At 62.0% G+C, this 16,134-nt stretch carries 16 protein-coding genes; 15 read left to right on the top strand and 1 reads right to left on the bottom strand.

The genetic code is table 11. The features are described from left to right. The first annotated feature begins 94 nt into the window (after window positions 1–94). The 4 genes from OKQ63_RS17820 to OKQ63_RS17805 all read left to right on the top strand — a co-directional run bounded on the left by OKQ63_RS17820 (window position 95) and on the right by OKQ63_RS17805 (window position 2,991). A complete protein-coding gene (locus OKQ63_RS17820) occupies window positions 95–904 on the top strand; it encodes a trypsin-like serine peptidase (RefSeq protein WP_264211379.1) in 810 nt (269 codons plus the stop codon). Then, complete coding sequence (locus tag OKQ63_RS17815; RefSeq protein WP_264211378.1) at window positions 901–1,716, top strand: trypsin-like serine peptidase; 816 nt, start codon at window positions 901–903, stop codon at window positions 1,714–1,716. Before OKQ63_RS17820 ends, OKQ63_RS17815 begins: the two co-directional genes overlap by 4 nt. 132 nt (window positions 1,717–1,848) lie before the next feature. Next, window positions 1,849–2,313 carry an Hsp20 family protein gene (locus tag OKQ63_RS17810; RefSeq protein ID WP_264211377.1) on the top strand — a complete coding sequence of 155 codons (465 nt, stop codon included), beginning with the start codon at window positions 1,849–1,851 and terminating at the stop codon, window positions 2,311–2,313. A 279-nt stretch (window positions 2,314–2,592) separates the two neighbouring features. Then, a complete protein-coding gene (locus OKQ63_RS17805) occupies window positions 2,593–2,991 on the top strand; it encodes a globin domain-containing protein (RefSeq protein WP_264211376.1) in 399 nt (132 codons plus the stop codon). A 12-nt stretch (window positions 2,992–3,003) separates the two neighbouring features. Here the strand turns inward: OKQ63_RS17805 and OKQ63_RS17800 are convergent, their stop codons facing one another. Then, window positions 3,004–4,476, bottom strand: coding sequence for an NAD-dependent succinate-semialdehyde dehydrogenase (locus tag OKQ63_RS17800; protein ID WP_264211375.1), 1,473 nt, complete (start codon window positions 4,474–4,476; stop codon window positions 3,004–3,006). A gap of 196 nt (window positions 4,477–4,672) precedes the next feature. Here OKQ63_RS17800 and OKQ63_RS17795 point away from each other — a divergent pair, with 196 nt between their 5' ends. The 11 genes from OKQ63_RS17795 to OKQ63_RS17745 all read left to right on the top strand — a co-directional run bounded on the left by OKQ63_RS17795 (window position 4,673) and on the right by OKQ63_RS17745 (window position 16,134). Continuing rightward, window positions 4,673–5,458 (top strand): hormone-sensitive lipase, encoded by a 786-nt coding sequence (locus OKQ63_RS17795; RefSeq protein ID WP_264211374.1) that lies wholly within the window; start codon window positions 4,673–4,675, stop codon window positions 5,456–5,458. Between the two features lie 264 nt (window positions 5,459–5,722). Further along, window positions 5,723–6,931 carry an aminopeptidase P family protein gene (locus OKQ63_RS17790; RefSeq protein ID WP_264211373.1) on the top strand — a complete coding sequence of 403 codons (1,209 nt, stop codon included), beginning with the start codon at window positions 5,723–5,725 and terminating at the stop codon, window positions 6,929–6,931. 346 nt (window positions 6,932–7,277) lie between these two features. Then, window positions 7,278–8,018 (top strand): CDP-alcohol phosphatidyltransferase family protein, encoded by a 741-nt coding sequence (locus OKQ63_RS17785; protein ID WP_264211372.1) that lies wholly within the window; start codon window positions 7,278–7,280, stop codon window positions 8,016–8,018. A 26-nt stretch (window positions 8,019–8,044) separates the two neighbouring features. Then, window positions 8,045–8,668, top strand: coding sequence for a class I SAM-dependent methyltransferase (locus tag OKQ63_RS17780; RefSeq protein WP_264211371.1), 624 nt, complete (start codon window positions 8,045–8,047; stop codon window positions 8,666–8,668). A gap of 171 nt (window positions 8,669–8,839) precedes the next feature. Beyond that, complete coding sequence (locus OKQ63_RS17775; protein ID WP_264211370.1) at window positions 8,840–9,922, top strand: coiled-coil domain-containing protein; 1,083 nt, start codon at window positions 8,840–8,842, stop codon at window positions 9,920–9,922. Further along, the gene (locus OKQ63_RS17770; protein WP_264211369.1) at window positions 9,922–10,257 is read left to right on the top strand and encodes a hypothetical protein; all 336 of its coding nucleotides are present in this window, start codon (window positions 9,922–9,924) and stop codon (window positions 10,255–10,257) included. The genes OKQ63_RS17775 and OKQ63_RS17770 overlap by 1 nt, the downstream gene beginning before the upstream one ends. 1 nt (window position 10,258) lies before the next feature. Continuing rightward, window positions 10,259–11,380: a hypothetical protein gene (locus tag OKQ63_RS17765; protein WP_264211368.1), complete on the top strand. Its 1,122-nt coding sequence runs from the start codon at window positions 10,259–10,261 to the stop codon at window positions 11,378–11,380. 74 nt (window positions 11,381–11,454) lie between these two features. Further along, window positions 11,455–11,877 (top strand): hypothetical protein, encoded by a 423-nt coding sequence (locus OKQ63_RS17760; RefSeq protein WP_264211367.1) that lies wholly within the window; start codon window positions 11,455–11,457, stop codon window positions 11,875–11,877. Further along, the gene (locus OKQ63_RS17755) at window positions 11,874–13,811 is read left to right on the top strand and encodes an AAA family ATPase (RefSeq protein ID WP_264211366.1); all 1,938 of its coding nucleotides are present in this window, start codon (window positions 11,874–11,876) and stop codon (window positions 13,809–13,811) included. Before OKQ63_RS17760 ends, OKQ63_RS17755 begins: the two co-directional genes overlap by 4 nt. A gap of 140 nt (window positions 13,812–13,951) precedes the next feature. Next, window positions 13,952–14,776, top strand: a complete 825-nt coding sequence (locus tag OKQ63_RS17750; RefSeq protein WP_264211365.1) for a hypothetical protein — start codon at window positions 13,952–13,954, stop codon at window positions 14,774–14,776. Beyond that, window positions 14,773–16,134 (top strand): DUF6638 family protein, encoded by a 1,362-nt coding sequence (locus tag OKQ63_RS17745; RefSeq protein WP_264211364.1) that lies wholly within the window; start codon window positions 14,773–14,775, stop codon window positions 16,132–16,134. The genes OKQ63_RS17750 and OKQ63_RS17745 overlap by 4 nt, the downstream gene beginning before the upstream one ends.

The raw sequence follows: 16,134 nt of genomic DNA, 5'->3' as shown, positions 1-16,134 counted from the left end.
GCCGGAAGAATCGGGCTGCATATGCCCCGCACTTGCCGTAATTTTGCCGGAACAGACCAATAATCTCCCAACCGGTGGATAACAGGAGACGCATGTGAGGCAGTGGATACTGGCGGTAGTGGCGGTGCTGCTGCCCGCCGCGGCATTGGCGCAGGACAGCCGTTTGCAGCGGATGGATACCCTTGATGCGGGCCGTAAATGGGAAGCCGTCGGGCGGCTGGACGTCAACGGCGAGGGCTTTTGCACCGGCGCGCTGATCGCCCCGGATCTGGTGCTGACCGCGGCCCATTGCCTTTATGACAGCCGCACCAGGGAGCGGATCGACCCTGCCACCATCGAATTCCTGGCCGGCTGGCGCAATGGCCGCGCCTCGGCCTACCGCAGCGTGCGCCGGGCGGTGCTGCATCCCTCCTACGTCTATGATGGCGAGCTGTCGACCGACCGGGTGCGCAACGACCTTGCCCTGCTGCAATTGCAGCGCCCGATCCGAAACACCACCGTGACCCCGTTCCAGACCGACGACCGGCCGCGCAAAGGCGCGCGGATCGGTGTGGTGTCTTATGCCCATGACCGCTCCGAGGCGCCGTCCCTGCAGGAGGTCTGCGCGGTGATGGCGCGCCAGGAGGGGATTCTGGTGATGTCCTGCGATGTCGATTTCGGCTCTTCCGGCGCGCCGGTGTTCTCCTTTGAGGGCGGCACCCCGCGGATTGTGTCGGTGATCTCCGCCAAGGCCGAAGTCAGCGGCGAGCGGGTCTCGCTCGGCTCCGCCCTGGCGGAAGAGCTGACGCTGCTGCAGGCGCAGCTGACGGGGGTGGCCACCGGCGGCCGCCTGCCGCCCGGGGTTGGCCGGGTGAAAGTGGGCGAGGGGCGCAGCTCCTCCGGTGCAAAGTTCATCCGGCAATGATTTTCCGTGCCCTGATACTGGGTGTTGCCGCTCTGGCGTGCGCCGCCGGCGCAACGGCCCAAGGCACCGGTCTCAGGCGGCTCACCGACCGCGATGATCTCTTGGGATGGGAGGCCGTCGGGCGGCTGGAGCTGAATGGCCAGGGGTTCTGCACCGGCACGCTGATTGCGCCGGAGCTGGTGCTGACAGCGGCCCATTGCGTTTATAACCGGAACGGGGAAGCGCGGCCGGCGGAGCAGATCACCTTCCGGGCCGGGCTGCGTGACGGCGCGGCCATTGCCGAACGCCAGGCGCTGCAGATTGCCGCCCATCCGGGGTTCAACCCGAGGACACGCCTGAATATGGAGAACATCCGCCATGATGTGGCGCTGATCCGCCTGACGGCGCCGATCCTCAGCGGCCAGGCGGACGCCTTTGCCCTGCACGCGGGCCGCGATTACGGCAGCGATGTTTCCGTCACCTCCTATGGCCAGGGCCGCGCCGAGGCGCTGTCGCGGCAGCGCCAATGCAACCTGATGGGCGAAAGCGGCGATGTGCTGATGATCGATTGCAATGTCACCTTCGGCTCCTCCGGCGCACCCGTGTTTTCCCAGGTCGGCGGACGAGGCCGCATTCTGGCGCTGGTTTCCAGCGGCGGCAATTACCGTGGCAAGCAGGTGGCCTTCGGCATGAAACTGCCCCAAAGGGTGGCCGAGCTGAAGGCGCAGCTGCGCCGCAATCCGGTGGCCGCCCCGGACCGGCGGATCAAGCGGATCCGGGTCGGTGGCGGCAGTTCCGCGGGCGGGGCGAAATTTGTCCGCCCGGGCGGCTGATCAGCCTCTTGAAGCCGCGTTTTGCATTCCTATCTCAGGTCTATCCGGGCAGCCGCTGATTGGGGCCCGGACACTGCCAGCCTGTCCCCGCGGGGAAGGCGCCCTGAAATCGCTCGAAAATGAGGATGACACATGCGTACGTTTGATTTTGCACCGCTGCACCGGGCCACCATCGGCTTCGACCAGATCGCCAGCCTGATGGACCGCGCGCTCAGCGCCGATGCCGCCCAGTCCAGCTATCCGCCCTACAACATCGAAAAGACCGACGCCGACAGCTATCGGATCTCGATCGCCGTGGCCGGTTTTGCCGAAGACGACCTGAGCGTCGAAGTGAAGGAAAATGCGCTGGTTGTGGCCGCCAGGAAGGCCGACGACGGCGAGGACCGCACCTTCCTGCACCGCGGTATCGCCACCCGTGCCTTTGAACGCCGTTTCACCCTGGCCGATCATGTCCGCGTGACCGGCGCCAGCCATGAAAACGGCATGCTGCATATCGATCTGCACCGCGAGGTGCCGGAGGCGCTGAAACCGCGCCGGATCGAAATCTCCTCCTCCCGCCCGAACCGCGCCGAGATCGAGGCCCAAGCGGTCAACTGATCCCGCGGCAAGGTTCGAGCGCACCTGCCCCCCTGGCTTTGGCCCGGGGGGCTTTGCCGTTCCGGGCGTCTGTCCCCGCGGGGACAGCGGCATTTCCAGACGCCCGCGTGTCGCCAGGGTGCCCTGAAATATGCGGTGCCTAAATCGGATCTTAATCGCAGCATGTTACCCTGAACCCGGTTGAAGAGTATGTGCCGGGGTGTCCTGCGCACGGCTGGCGGGCCGTGCAGATTGCAGTTTCCCTCCTGGCACGGCAGCGGTGTTTCGCAGGGATGGCTTATGAAACCTCAGGAAATTCAGCATGTTCAGCACAGCTTTGCCGGGGTTTTTGCCCGCAAGGCGGATCTGGCTGAACGGTTTTATGTGCATTTGTTTACCCGCCTGCCGGAGGCGCGCGGCATGTTCCGCGGCAATTTCGTGAAGCAGAAGGCGATGCTGACCGCGATGATTGCCGCCTGTGTCCGCAATCTGGACAACCCGCAAACGCTGGCAGAGCTGAGCGCGCGGCTGGCCCAGGACCACGCCCATCTGGATCTTGGCGCGCGCGAAAGCGAAGCGGCAAAGCGGGCGCTGATTGCCGCTTTGCGCGATGTTCTGGGGCCGGCGCTGGACCTGGAGACGGAAACCACCTGGGCCAATGCCATCAGCCGGGTGGCCGGGACGATGACCCGGCACTGACCTGCGGGTGGCTCAGACCGCCATGCAGATGTATTTCATCTCCAGGTAGTCCTCAATGCCGTGGTGGCTGCCTTCGCGGCCCAGGCCGGACTGCTTGACGCCGCCAAAGGGGGCCACCTCGGTGGAGATGATGCCGGTGTTCACTCCGACAATCCCGTATTCCAGTGCCTCGGCGACCTTGTACACGCGGCTCAGGTCCTTGGCGTAGAAATAGGATGCCAGGCCGAAGATGGTGTCATTGGCCATCGCGATCACCTCGTCCTCGTCCTCGAATTTGAACAGCGGGGCGAGCGGGCCGAAGGTCTCGTCGGTGGCAAAGGCCATGTCCTGGGTTGCGCCCTTGACGATGGTCGGCTGGAAGAAGCTGCCGCCAAGCTCCGACGGGTTGCCGCCCAGGATCACTTCGCCGCCTTTCGAGGTTGCGTCGGCAATATGCTCCTGCACCTTTTCCACCGCGTCCTTGTTGATCAGCGGGCCGAAGTGGATGCCGTCCTTGAGACCGTCGCCGACGTTCATCTTTTCCACCGCGGCTTTCAGTTTTGCCGCAAAGGCATCGTAAACGCCGGACTGCACATAGATCCGGTTGGCGCAGACGCAGGTCTGGCCGTTGTTGCGGAACTTGCACATGATGGCGCCTTCGACGGCGGCGTCGAGGTCGGCGTCGTCAAACACGATGAAGGGGGCATTGCCGCCCAGCTCCATCGAGCATTTCATCACCGTGTCCGCTGCCTGGCGCAGCAGGATGCGGCCGACCTCGGTGGAGCCGGTGAAGGTCAGCTTGCGCACCGCGTCGTTCTCGCAGAATTCCTGGCCGATGTCGGACGCGCGGGACGAGGGCACGACGCTGAAGACGCCTGCGGGGATACCTGCGCGGTCGGCCAGAACTGCCAGCACAACAGCCGAAAGCGGCGTTTCCGCCGCGGGGCGGGCGACAAAGGCGCAGCCTGCGGCCAGCGCCGGACCGGCCTTGCGGGTGATCATCGCGTTGGGGAAGTTCCAGGGCGTGATCGAGGCAGCCACCCCGATCGGCTGTTTCAGCACGGTGATGCGCTTGTCGCGCTGGTGGCCGGGGATGGTCTCGCCATAGATCCGCTTGGCCTCTTCGGCGAAGAACTCGATGAAGGAGGCGCCATAGGCGATCTCGCCGCGCGACTCGGCTAGCGGTTTGCCCATTTCGGCGGTCAGGATCACCGCCAAGTCTTCTTGGTTTTCCATCATCAGGTCAAACCATTTGCGCAGCACGTTTGCGCGTTCCTTGCCCGTCCATTTGGCCCAGTCCTTCTGGGCGGTTTCGGCCTGGGCGATGGCGCCGGCCGCCTGGGCGCGGCTGACGTCGGCCACCTGGGCGATCACATCGCCGCGGGCGGGGTTGGTCACGTCAAAGGTGCCTTCGCCGTCGACAAACTCGCCGCCGATATAGGCGCGGGTCTCCAGCAGGCTGGGGTCTTTGAGCAGGGATTTCAGGTCAGTTGTTGCATCAAGCATTGCGGGCCTCCCGGGTGTTCTGTCGCTGAAATGCAAATCAGCTGTGCCTTGATAAGTCCAGAAACATTGATGAGTCCAGAATTTGATCAAATTGTGCGCAGGAAAATTCCGCTCATGGATTTTGACGGGCAATTTGACATGTCCTGTGAGAGACTGTCAGGTAAGCGCAAACAATAATATTCAGGGGAGATTGGGCATGGAATTGGATGATGCCTATGCCAACGGGGCCTATATCGAGAATGCGGGCACCTACCCGCCGCGCTGGGCGGCTTCGGCGGAGGATTTCCGCAACAGCCTGCACGAGCGCGCCCGGCTGGATATCCCCTATGGCGAGGGGGAGCGGCAGAAATTCGACCTGTTCCTACCGGAGGGCACGCCCAAGGGAGTGTTTGTCTTTGTTCACGGCGGCTATTGGCTGGCGTTTGACAAAAGCTCCTGGTCGCATCTGGCCCGTGGCGCAATCGCCCACGGCTGGGCGGTGGCGATGCCGTCTTATGACCTGTGCCCGGAGGTGCGGATCGCGGATATTACCCGGCAGATCACCGCGGCGGTGAGGCGGATCGCGGGGGAGGTTGAGGGGCCGATTGCGCTGGCGGGCCACTCTGCGGGCGGCCATCTGGTGGCGCGGATGCTGGACAAGGCCTTGCTGCCTGCGGAAGTCGGGGAGCGGATCAAGACGGTGATCCCGATCTCGCCGCTGGCCGACCTGCGGCCCTTGCTGCGCACCTCGATGAACCAGAAGTTCAAGATGGATTCGGCCGCGGCGATTGCCGAGAGCCCGGTGGATATGACGGACCGCTACCCGGCAGAGGTGACGGTCTGGGTCGGCGGCGAGGAGCGCCCGGCGTTCCTGGATCAGGCGATCTGGCTGGTGGAGGCCTGGGACACCGACCACGTCATCGCCTTTGGCAAGCACCATTTCAATGTGATCGATCCGCTGGCGGACCCGGAAAGCGATCTGGTGGCGCTGATCGTGAATTGATCTCCCGCCCGGCCGCCAGGCCGGACCGCGCCCGACCCTCCACCACGGGGAGGGCGCTTTCAGCACCCGCCCCGAGATTCGGGCGCTGTCCTGGCTGTGATGCGGCCATAGGCGGACAAAATTCCTCTTGCCAGAATCCCGTTTCCGCCGCATCTTCCGCGCAAGGGCCAGGCGATGGCGTCGCCGCATGGGATACATGGTGCCCCCACATTCCAAAACTGTCCTGAACGCCGGGACCTTTCTTGTAAGAAGGAAGGGTCTGATATGACTGCACGTCCTGAAATGTACCGTTTTCACAATGGCGAAAAAGCGCCGCTGCAATTTGCCGTCTCCGAATACGAGGCGCGCATTGCCGGTCTGCGCAAGATCATGGCCGACACCGGGGTGAGTGCTGCTGTCTTCACCTCGATGCACAACATCTCCTACTTTTCGGGCTTCACCTACTGCGCATTCGGCCGCCCCTACGGCCTGGTGGTGACCGCGTCCGAGGCGGTCACCATATCGGCCGGCATCGACGCGGGCCAGCCCTGGCGGCGGTCGTTCTGCGACAACATCACCTATACCGACTGGCAGCGCGACAACTTCTGGCGCGCGATCAAGTCGGTCTCCGGCGCGGGCGCGGTTGTCGGCTATGAAAGCGACCACCTGACCCTCTTGCAGAAGGGCAAGCTGGAGGCGTTTTTGGCGCCGTCCAAACTGGTTGACCTTTACGAGCCGACCATGCGCCAGCGGATGGGCAAGTCGGCAGCGGAACTGGACATGATCCGCGCCGGTGCCGCTGTGGCTGACGTCGGCGGTTTTGCGATCCGCGATGCGGTGAAGGAAGGCGCGCGCGAGATTGATGTCGCCATGGCCGGCCGCGACGCGATGGAGCTGGAGATCGCCAAGCGCTTCCCGGATGCCGAATACCGCGACACCTGGGTGTGGTTCCAGTCCGGCATCAACACCGACGGCGCTCACAACCCGGTCACCGGCCGCACCCTGCAGCGCGGTGATATCCTGTCGCTGAACACCTTCCCGATGATCTCCGGCTATTACACCGCGCTGGAGCGGACCATGTTCGTGCGTGAAGTGGACGCCGAGAGCCTGAAGATCTGGGAGGCCAATGTGGCGGCCCATGAATACGGCATCTCGCTGTTGCAGCCGGGCGCGAGCTGCGCGGAAATCACGCATAAGATCAACGCCTTCTTCGAAGAGAGGGACCTGCTGCAGTACCGCACCTTCGGCTATGGCCACTCCTTTGGAGTGCTGTCGCACTACTATGGCCGCGAGGCCGGGCTGGAGCTGCGCGAGGACATCGATACGGTGCTGGAGCCGGGCATGGTGATCTCGATGGAACCGATGCTGACCATTGGCGAGGGCAACCCCGGTGCCGGAGGCTACCGCGAGCATGACATCCTGATCATCCACGAGGATGGCAATGAGAACATCACCAAATACCCCTATGGGCCGGAATTCAATGTCGTTGGGTAAGGCGCGTTCCGGAATCGCTCCGGGGGTGCGGTTCAGCGCTGAACAGGCAGAGCCCCGGACCGGCTGAGACCCGCAGGCGGGGCGCTCCCGCCTGCTCATGGCCTACTGTGAGGAGGCCTTCGCAGTTGGGCCTGGCACCGTGCAATGCACGGTGCCATTTCTTTCTCGGGGCGGCCCCATTGCACCGGCTGTGCACCGGGGGCAGCGCCCGTTTTAGCAAACGTTGCGCTGGGGCGCAGCTTAGGGCATATGTGCGCCACGGTACAAATTGCCCTGAAGTTAGCCCCAAGGTTCACCCGCGGGCCGCGGTGTGCCCCAGCCCCGCGAGGAAGAAAGAGCCACCGCCATGTATGATGTTCCGGAGAAGAAGAAGTCGGAATTTTTTCTGATCCAGCTGATGCCGAACATGATGACTATCGGCGCCATCTGTGCGGGACTGTCGGCGATCCGGTTCGGGGTTTATGGCAACTACACGCTGGCGGTGCTGATGATTCTGCTGGCGGCGGTGCTGGACGGGCTGGACGGGCGGCTGGCGCGGGCGCTGCACAGCGAGAGCAAGATGGGCGCGGAGCTCGACTCGCTGGCCGATTTCCTGAATTTCGGCGTGGCGACACCGATGGTGATCTATCTTTGGGCGTTGCAGGATGTGCGTGGTGTGGGGTGGATTTCTGTGCTGGTGTTCTCGGTCTGCTGCGTGGTGCGGCTGGCGAGGTTCAATGTCAGCACAAAGTCCGAGGAAGCGCCAAAAGGGCGCAGCGGCTATTTCGATGGCATCCCGTCGCCTGCGGGTGCGCTGCTGGCGCTGCTGCCGATGTTTGTCTCTTTTGCCGTTGATGGTGCGGTGGTGCTGCCGGAGCTGCTGATATGCCTGCACATGGTTGTCATCGGGTTGGCAATGATCAGCCATATTCAGACCTGGTCGCCCAAAGCAGTTAAAATTTCCCGCGAGAATGTTAAGTACCTTCTGGTGGGCTTTGCCTTCATGGCTGCGGCATTACTGACCTATGCATGGACAGTGCTGGTTGTGCTATGCCTTGGCTACGTTGCGATGGTGATTTGGGGGCTGGTTTCCAAGCCAAAGGACTAGCTCATGACGTCCAGGGGAGGGACGAATTGGATATCAAGGCAGTTGAAGAATCCTACGCGCGCTGGGCGCCGGTTTACGACAGAACGTTTGGCGCGGTGACGCGTTCGGGCCGCCGCCGCGCTGCCCGGTACATCAACACCCGGCAGGGCAGCGTGCTGGAGGTCGGCGTCGGCACCGGCCTGTCGCTTCAGCACTACGCACCGCATCTGCAGGTGACTGGCATCGATTTCAGCCACGACATGCTGAAAAAGGCGCGCAGAAAGGTTCAGGAACTGGACCTGAAACAGGTCAGGGAGCTGCGTCAGATGGATGCGCGGCAGCTGGACTTCCCCGACAACTCCTTTGACACAGTGGCAGCGATGCATGTGCTGTCGGTGGTGCCGGATCCGGACCAGGTAATGCGCGAAATAGCGCGCGTCCTGAAGCCGGGCGGACAGCTGGTGGTCACCAACCACTTCAAGAGCGGCAAGGGGGTGCGGGCTTCCCTGGAAAAGCTCTCGGCACCCTTGGCCAATGTCATCGGCTGGCATTCGGATTTTGCGCTGGAAACGGTGCTGCAGGAGGACCGGCTGCAGGTTGAGCAACAGGAGAGCATCCCGCCGTTCGGCATGATGACTTTTCTGGTGCTGGGCAAGGCCCAGAGCATGTGAATTGGCTGAATTGCGCAAAGCGGCCCCGGGGTGTTCTCCGGGGCTTTTCTTTGTGCGGCCTCTCTGCAACAGTGCGTCTGAACCGGGCGGAATTCCGCCGCCCCGGGGGATGTAAAATTCATTTACATCCCCATTTGAGGATCAGGCATTTCAAGGGGAGGGACGGAAACTATGAGTGTTTCCCAGTTCGAGAAGATGGTGGCAGAGAGCCAGGATAAAGTCCGGGAATCTCAGTCCAAGATCGAGGCGCTAACCTCGCGCATTGAATCCGCGCGCAGCAAGATCGAGGCGGGCGAGGATGCCAGCATCGATATCGAAAACGCCACACTTGAGGACGTGCATGCCCATACCGAGGTGATGAACGCCAATATCGCCGAGCTGATCATGGGGCTCGATGATGTGACCGCGGCGTTTTCCAAGGATTTTGACGACATGCGGGGCAAGACCGGCTGGGAGAGCTTTGTCGGTTTTTTCAGCAAGGGCAAGTCGGACTCGATGCGCCAGGAGCGGATGCGCACTGCCAATATCGACGACAAGCTGCAGGATCTGATCGCCAAGTCGGACGTGATCGTGAAACTGCTGGAGGGCCAGCTGGCAACGCTGGAAGAGCAGCGCGAGAAGGTGCAGGAAAACCTGAGCGCGACGCTGGACGACCGTGAGTTCACGGTGCAGGAGCTGGAAGCTGTGCGGGCCGGGATCGTGGCGCTGGACCCGCAGATCATCGAGCTGGAGAACAAGATCTCGGTCGAGCAGGACGCCGCCGCGCGCACCAAGCTGGAGACCGAGCTGGCGGATCTGAATGCCAAATACAACGCGATGGTGCAGGAGGAGCAGGTGAAGCTCGCCAAGTCCCAGACGCTGGAGCGCTATATCGAGAAGGGCAAGACCTGGGTGGATTCCTTGCAGAACCAGGCGGCGACGCAGATGGTGCTGATCAACAAGCTGCAGACGGACACGGCGCAGCGGGTTGTGCTGTATGATGCGCTGACGAAATCGCTGAAGACCGCGCAGCAGCAGGACATTGCCCACCGGATCAACGAGATCGGCGTGGCGACCGACAAGGAAGCCCAGACCGCGATGGCGGCAATCGGCACCGCGACCAACCAGAAGATGGCCGACATGCTGGAGAGCCATGAGGGCAACATGGTGTTTGCCCGCGACGTGCTGGAGAAGAAGGCCAAGGCCGATGAACGCTTTGCTCGTCGGTTTGCCGCGATTGTCGAGAAGCACGACAAGAACCTGTATGGTGGGTGATGTTCCGCTTATTCGAGCAACAACACCGGCCCATTAAGATCAAAAGCCTGAAAGAACTTGAGCCCGGTTTTAAGCCCCGGTGGTTCCGAATTTCGCTTCGCCTGATCTTGATAGGCTTCTTGTCAATGCCAGTGATCGTGGCTGGCAGCGTGTCGAAGGTTTCGCTGCTTATCTGGCTGGGAGTTGCAAGTTTTCACTTTGTGATAGTTGCGTTGATCGCTTTGTCAGTGGTTCCGAGGATTATCAGTTTTGTCGGGTACTGGTGGCCTTGGGTGGGTCTGAAAGCGGCGCAACTGGACAGTTGGCTTGAGCGCGACTTGGACTGGGGAAAATAAAATGACAGATCCTTCCCGCGACCACGCAGGCCTCAGCGATACCTTCGCCTCGCGCCGGTATTTCAAGAAGTTCGAGACCATCATCCGGCATCTCACGCGGGTGGCGGCGGCGATGCAGGCGGAGGGGCGGCTTTCGAAATCCGACGTGAAGGTGCTGACCGCCTATCTGATGCGGCTGAATTTCACCTTCCGCGCGCTCTCGATGAAATACCTGATGGCGGGGCGCGATACCGGGCGGTTCTTTGGCAGCCTGGCGATGGACAAGCGTGACAGCGGCTTTCCTGTGGCGGCAGAGCTGATGACCATGGCCAATGACGCCCAGCAGGCGGAGCGGCATCTGGCCAATATGGCCAGTGAGGCGCAGCTCAAGGACGATATGGTGCGCACCATCATCTCGGACCGCGCAGTGCCTTCGAAACTGCAGTTCGCGCTGTCGCAGCGGCTGTATTATCAGGAACTGCTGAAAGGCGAGCTGTTCTGGACGCAGAACGATCCGGAATGCGAATGGCTGGAAAACATCGGTGAGCGGCGCAGGCGGTTTCTGCTGCATTGGGCCGCCTATGACAGCCAAGTCAACCTGCCGGTGATCTACCTGATGGAGCTGGAGGACAGCGGCAAGGTGGCGCTGCCCAAGGACGAACGCCGCTGGCCCGAGGTGCAGGCGCATCTGATGGCACAGGCCTTGGCCGGGCTGAAGCTGGTGACCATTGCCAAGGGGTTTGATGAGGATTTTGACGACCTCCATCCCAAGCATCTGCGCCGCTACCACGTCGGGCCGATGTATTCCTCCGCCTATACCGAGCAGTCCGGCCCGCTGCACAGGGTGCTGGAGGAAGCGGAGGCGCCCGAGGGCCAGGACTGGGCCCTGGCCTGGACGCTGGAGGAGCTGGAAAGCGAGGAGGTGCGCGAGGAGCGGTCGGGCTGGTTCGGCACCGTGGAGCGGGAGATCTTTGCGCTCGACCCCTTTGGCGGCCGCGGCGCGGACACCGGGGCGACCCGCACCCAGCGCGCCATCATCCTGCCGCAGCGCCCGTTCCAGGTGCTGGCAGAGCTGGACCCGCCGGGGTTTGGCGATGTGCAGAAGTTCGTGGTGAGCGACGCCGGGCAGGTGCTGCGGTATTGAGCGCCTGTGCGTGCTGCGAGTGCGGGAGCCTCCGGCGGGAATTTTTTGGAAAAGAAGAAGTTGGGCGTATGGAGATGAAACAGAAATTTTCACGGTTGTCCGCTTGTTTCACCCTGGCGTGCATGGCGGCCGGATGCGCCCAATCCGTGCGGCCTTCTGCCGAGCATGTCGGCCAGAGACTTCAGGGGGGTGCTGAGACACAGCTCTCAGTCATAGGCTGGTTGCAGAAACGCGGCTTCAAGGAATTGGATAGGCACAGCTTTAGCGGTCCATGGCCAAGAAACGGGCCCTGCTATGAGAAAGCCAGAGGAGGCGGTTCATATGGCGTTGATATCGTCCGAGTTTGCTACCTTGAAGACAACCGTCCAGCCGTTTTTTCGCGGCAAACTCATGGCGATGGGTGGACCGAGGTCTTCCCTAACGACATGACGGCAGCGCCTTTCGGGAACAAGCTGTACCGGATTTCGGGCGCGACATTGGAGGCATTGGATAAATGAGCATTTCAGGCAATCAGATGGAACTGCGGGAAGAGGATATCCGCAAGCATTACGCCGCTGCGGCAGCGATGCTGGAGGGATTTGACCACACGCCGCGCATTGCCAAGCCGGCTGTTGAGGGAAAGGCGCCGGAGCGTTCGCCCGGTATTGCCCGCACCCGCCGCTTCCGCTCGACCACGCCTGGGCTGGTCACGCGCTCCACCGCGCGGCCCGAAGGGGTGCATCTGATTGCCCGGATCGAGGCGGCGGATGAGAATGATCCGCTGACCTCGCCCTTGCAGGCGACCTTGCAGCACGCCTTGCGCCGGGCTCTGGCGGTCTCCTTGGCGATGGGGGAGGCTTATGCGGATGTGTCCGGCTTGGCGGATTTGAAGCGGGCCAATCTGGCGGGATCTCTGGACGCGGCGCGCAAGGGGGAGTTTACCGAGCTCTTGGCAGCCGAGGCGCTGATTGCGGCGCATGTGTTTGCCAATGCCGCGGCCTTCCTGCTGGCGCCGCATGGCAGTGAGGCGCAGGCTGAGGTGGGCGAGGCGGAGGAGCTTTTGACCGACAACGCGCCGCTGGCGCTGCACGGGGCGCTGTGGGAGCTGGACCAGAAGCTGGCGCTGCATGCACCGGATGATGCGCATCTGATTGCGGCCGCGGCGGCCTATGCCGAACAGCTGATGGAGAAGGCCGCCTTGCGCGCGCAGAATGCGGGCCGGTTGGAGGCGTTCACCGCCGCTGCCTGGCGGGTGGAAGCGGATGATCTGACCATCAGCGGCTTTGATGCGGCAGCCAAGGCGAAATCCACCACTCTGACGATGGCCTTCAAGAAACCGCAGGAGGTGGTCGGCAACCATATCGCCAAGTTCCAGGCGATGCGGCTGGCCAAGATGCTGATGGCCTATGACTTCGACCGCCGCCTGAACCCGTTTGCCGAGATGGGCGGGTTCATCTTCACCTTCATGGGCGACGGCAAGCCGGGCACCGGCAAGACGACGCTGATCCAGATGATGGCGGGGCTGATCCACGACTACTGCCAGAACGCAGGCTATGCCTTCCGCTACCAGAATTTCGGCATCGACAATATCGACAGCTATCAGGGCAAGTCGGGCCAGAACGCCAAGAGCTTTATCCAGAACGTCATCGACCCGGGCGTCATCGGCTTTGGCACCATCGACGACATCGACCAGATCGCGGGCAAGCGCGGCGACCGGCAGTCCAGTGCGGGACAGCAGGAGGTGACGGCGGTGTTCATGGAGGCCTTTGCCGGCGCCAACACCGTGGTGCGCGGCAACTGCACCTTTGGCATGTTCTCCAACTATCCGGAGAATGTGGACGACGCGTTGCGCCAGCGGGCGGGCGCGCGGTTCCTGGTCGACGGGCCGCAGACGCGGGAGGATTACATCGACATCCTGACCCTGCTCATGGGCAAGAACCATGCAATCCCGCTGGGGGAGCATGACCTTTACGGCGCGCAGGAGATCAGACGGGCGGTCGCGCGGTCCTTCGAGGCGCACAACCACCCGCAGGAGCCGGGGCTGATGGAGGTCTTTGGCCGGGTGCAGGATCAGATTGGTGAGCTGGATGATCTGGCCAAGCTGGGTACCTATCTGAAGGCCATTCAGCAGGCGGATGAGCGGTTTACCGGCCGCGCCATCAAGAACATCACCGATGCGGTCAAGGTCCGGGCGATGGATTTTGAGCTGCCGGATGAATGGATGGAGAACCCGGAGCTGTTCCTGTTCAAGGATTATGACACCAAATCCGCGATGATTGCGGAGCTGCGGGTGCCGATCACGGTCGACATGGTGGTGCAGGAGATCAACCGCTACGCCGACAGCGAGTTCCGTTATGCCGACAAGTCGGATGAGGTGGCGATTGAAAACATGGTGCGCGATTTCGGGCGGCAGGAAGAGGCCAAGCGGCGGTATCTGGAGGGGCAGGGGTGACTGTTGCGCGCAACATGAGGGCAGAGCCTGTCCGCGGGCGGAAGCGTAGCGCCCGCCCGTTTTGCTGGAGGCAAACCTTCGGTTTGACGGGGCGGACGAGCGCTGCCCGAGCCGCAAGCGCCTCGGGCGGGGAGATTTGAATGGCTGAACGAACAAAGTCGATTTGGACCGAATGGTCGTTTGTTGCAGGCGTTGTCGTTACTGCCGCGGTGCTTGCGATGTTCGCTTGGTCTCTGACTTTTCCTGTCGAAACGGGCGAGCAAAATTTTTCGAGCAAGTGGCAATACTTACAGCAAGCGACACCAAATGAAATAGGCGACACCTTAGCTGGCGTTGCGGGTAGCTTGGCATTCGTTTGGGTTGTTGTTGCGGTGTTGCTTCAGAGCCAAGAACTGGCAGCGCAGCGGGAGGAGCTCGCCGCTACACGATCGGAACTAAAACTGGCTCGCGAAGCACAAGAGCAGCAGGTTGAAGTAATGAAAGAGCAGGCGGAAGTCTTTCGTTATGAGCAGCGCCAGCGTGCAGAAGCGCGGGCGAGTGCGCTCTTAGAGGAAGCATCAAAGAATGTCATTAGATGCTTCTATGAGGCGGACTTGGAAACACTTTCTTGGTACATAGGAGAAAGCTCACAGGACACTCGAAGAGAGAGATTCCTCAGCCATGGCTACAATCAAAGCAAAGTCGATGAAACGAGTGATCGTGTTTTGGCTTTGCTCGCCGAATTGTTTGGAGTTGCAATCCAAAGATTGGAGCGTGTGGGACCACGAAACTTGCATTCCAAACCCGAACGGCCGGCAGAATTGTTGCAGCTCCAAAGGTATCTAAAACTTATCGTCAACTGCTTGGGCGACTTGCCCGAAGTCAACGCTGAGCGGCAGCGGGAAATCAGGCTGCAAGAAGCAGAGCGGAGTTTGTGCGAACTGATAGACGGTCCGTTTTGGGATGAAGCGGAGGCCGCCCAATGAAACGCCTCATCCAGCATGGCCTGCTGTTCGGCAATCTCTTACATGTGGCCTCGCCCGCGCTGGTGGAGCGGTACAATCGCGCACTGAAGCATCTCACTGGCAAGACCACGGCTCTGACGGATTTCCACGTCGATATCTCGGGTTTTTCGCCGGAGATCGGGGATGAGCTGGGGGATGATCACTATCTGAACCATGCGGGAGTGAACCGGCAGTTCATTCTGCTGTCGACCGAGCAGAAGCGCTGCCCGCTGCTTCACGTGAAATTCTCTACCAGCCGGGACATTCTGCGCCGGTTTATCGAGGTCAACGAACGCCAGCTGTTTGCCCTGACCGCGACCGATGCGGTGGCGGGGGAACTGGTGAATTCGGTGTTTGAGGTGTCCTCGCCCGCGAAGCTGTTCGACATCCGGCAGGTGCGGATCGAGGCGGATACAACCCGCGGCACGCTGCGCCATGCGGACCGTCTGGCGGAGCTGGTGGAGCGGTTCAAATCAGGTGAGGATGCCTGGTTTGATGATGGTCTGATTGCTGAGATGATCGCGACCGCGGAACAGACCGGCGATGTGACCCGCAATCCGGTGCATCTGGAGCATGAGGTCTTTGAGCAGGGCAATTTCTGGACCGCACATTTCGGCGGGCTGTACCTGTTTCAGGACTTGGAACATCCAGCGGTGATTGCCAGCGGGGCAAAGCCTGAGGGCGTTCCGCTGCGCCATGTCTTTGACCTGAGCCAGCGCAATGCAATTGCCAAGTTCCTGGAGCTGAACGGGCTGGCAGAGCCGGTGATCCGCGCGCGCGGCGTCGATGGCGCGGCGATCCTGCGGCAGAAGATGGGGTTTCTGGCGGTCAGTGTTTTGACAGAGAAGGGCCGGGACTTGACCGGGCTGTCGCGGGCGGATCTGCGGCGGATGGCGGCGCGGCATGCGGATGAGCTGCCGGAGGAGTTCGAAGGGCTGGCGGCCATTGTGCGCTGGGCTGAGGGCGGCGGCAAATGGCCGAAGATCAGTTCGGACCATCCGGCTTATTTCTATTCGCTGCGCGCCTCGGACTCAGCTCAGCGGGACCTGGTCAACATGCTGCTGGCGGAACTCTGCCCGCATGACTTCCGCCAGATGTTCATCTGCCACAAGGAGGAATTCTACCGCCAGTACCGGGGCTGGCCGGAGACAAAAAAGGCCTATGCGGCAGAGTTCCTGGCGCGGGAGTATGCGGTGGACAAGGCCGGCGCGCGGCAAGCGCTGTTCGGACATGAGCCGGATATGGAGGGCCGTATGCCCCAGCTGCCGAGGGTGCAGCGCAAGGGGATGGTCGAGCGGGTTGGTCCCTGGGGCGCGGTGAACCGGGTGAGGGGGCGATAG

It is taken from the genome of Leisingera thetidis (genome assembly GCF_025857195.1).
Classification (GTDB): Bacteria; Pseudomonadota; Alphaproteobacteria; order Rhodobacterales; family Rhodobacteraceae; genus Leisingera; species Leisingera thetidis.
This window is presented reverse-complemented; position numbering and strand designations above follow the sequence as displayed.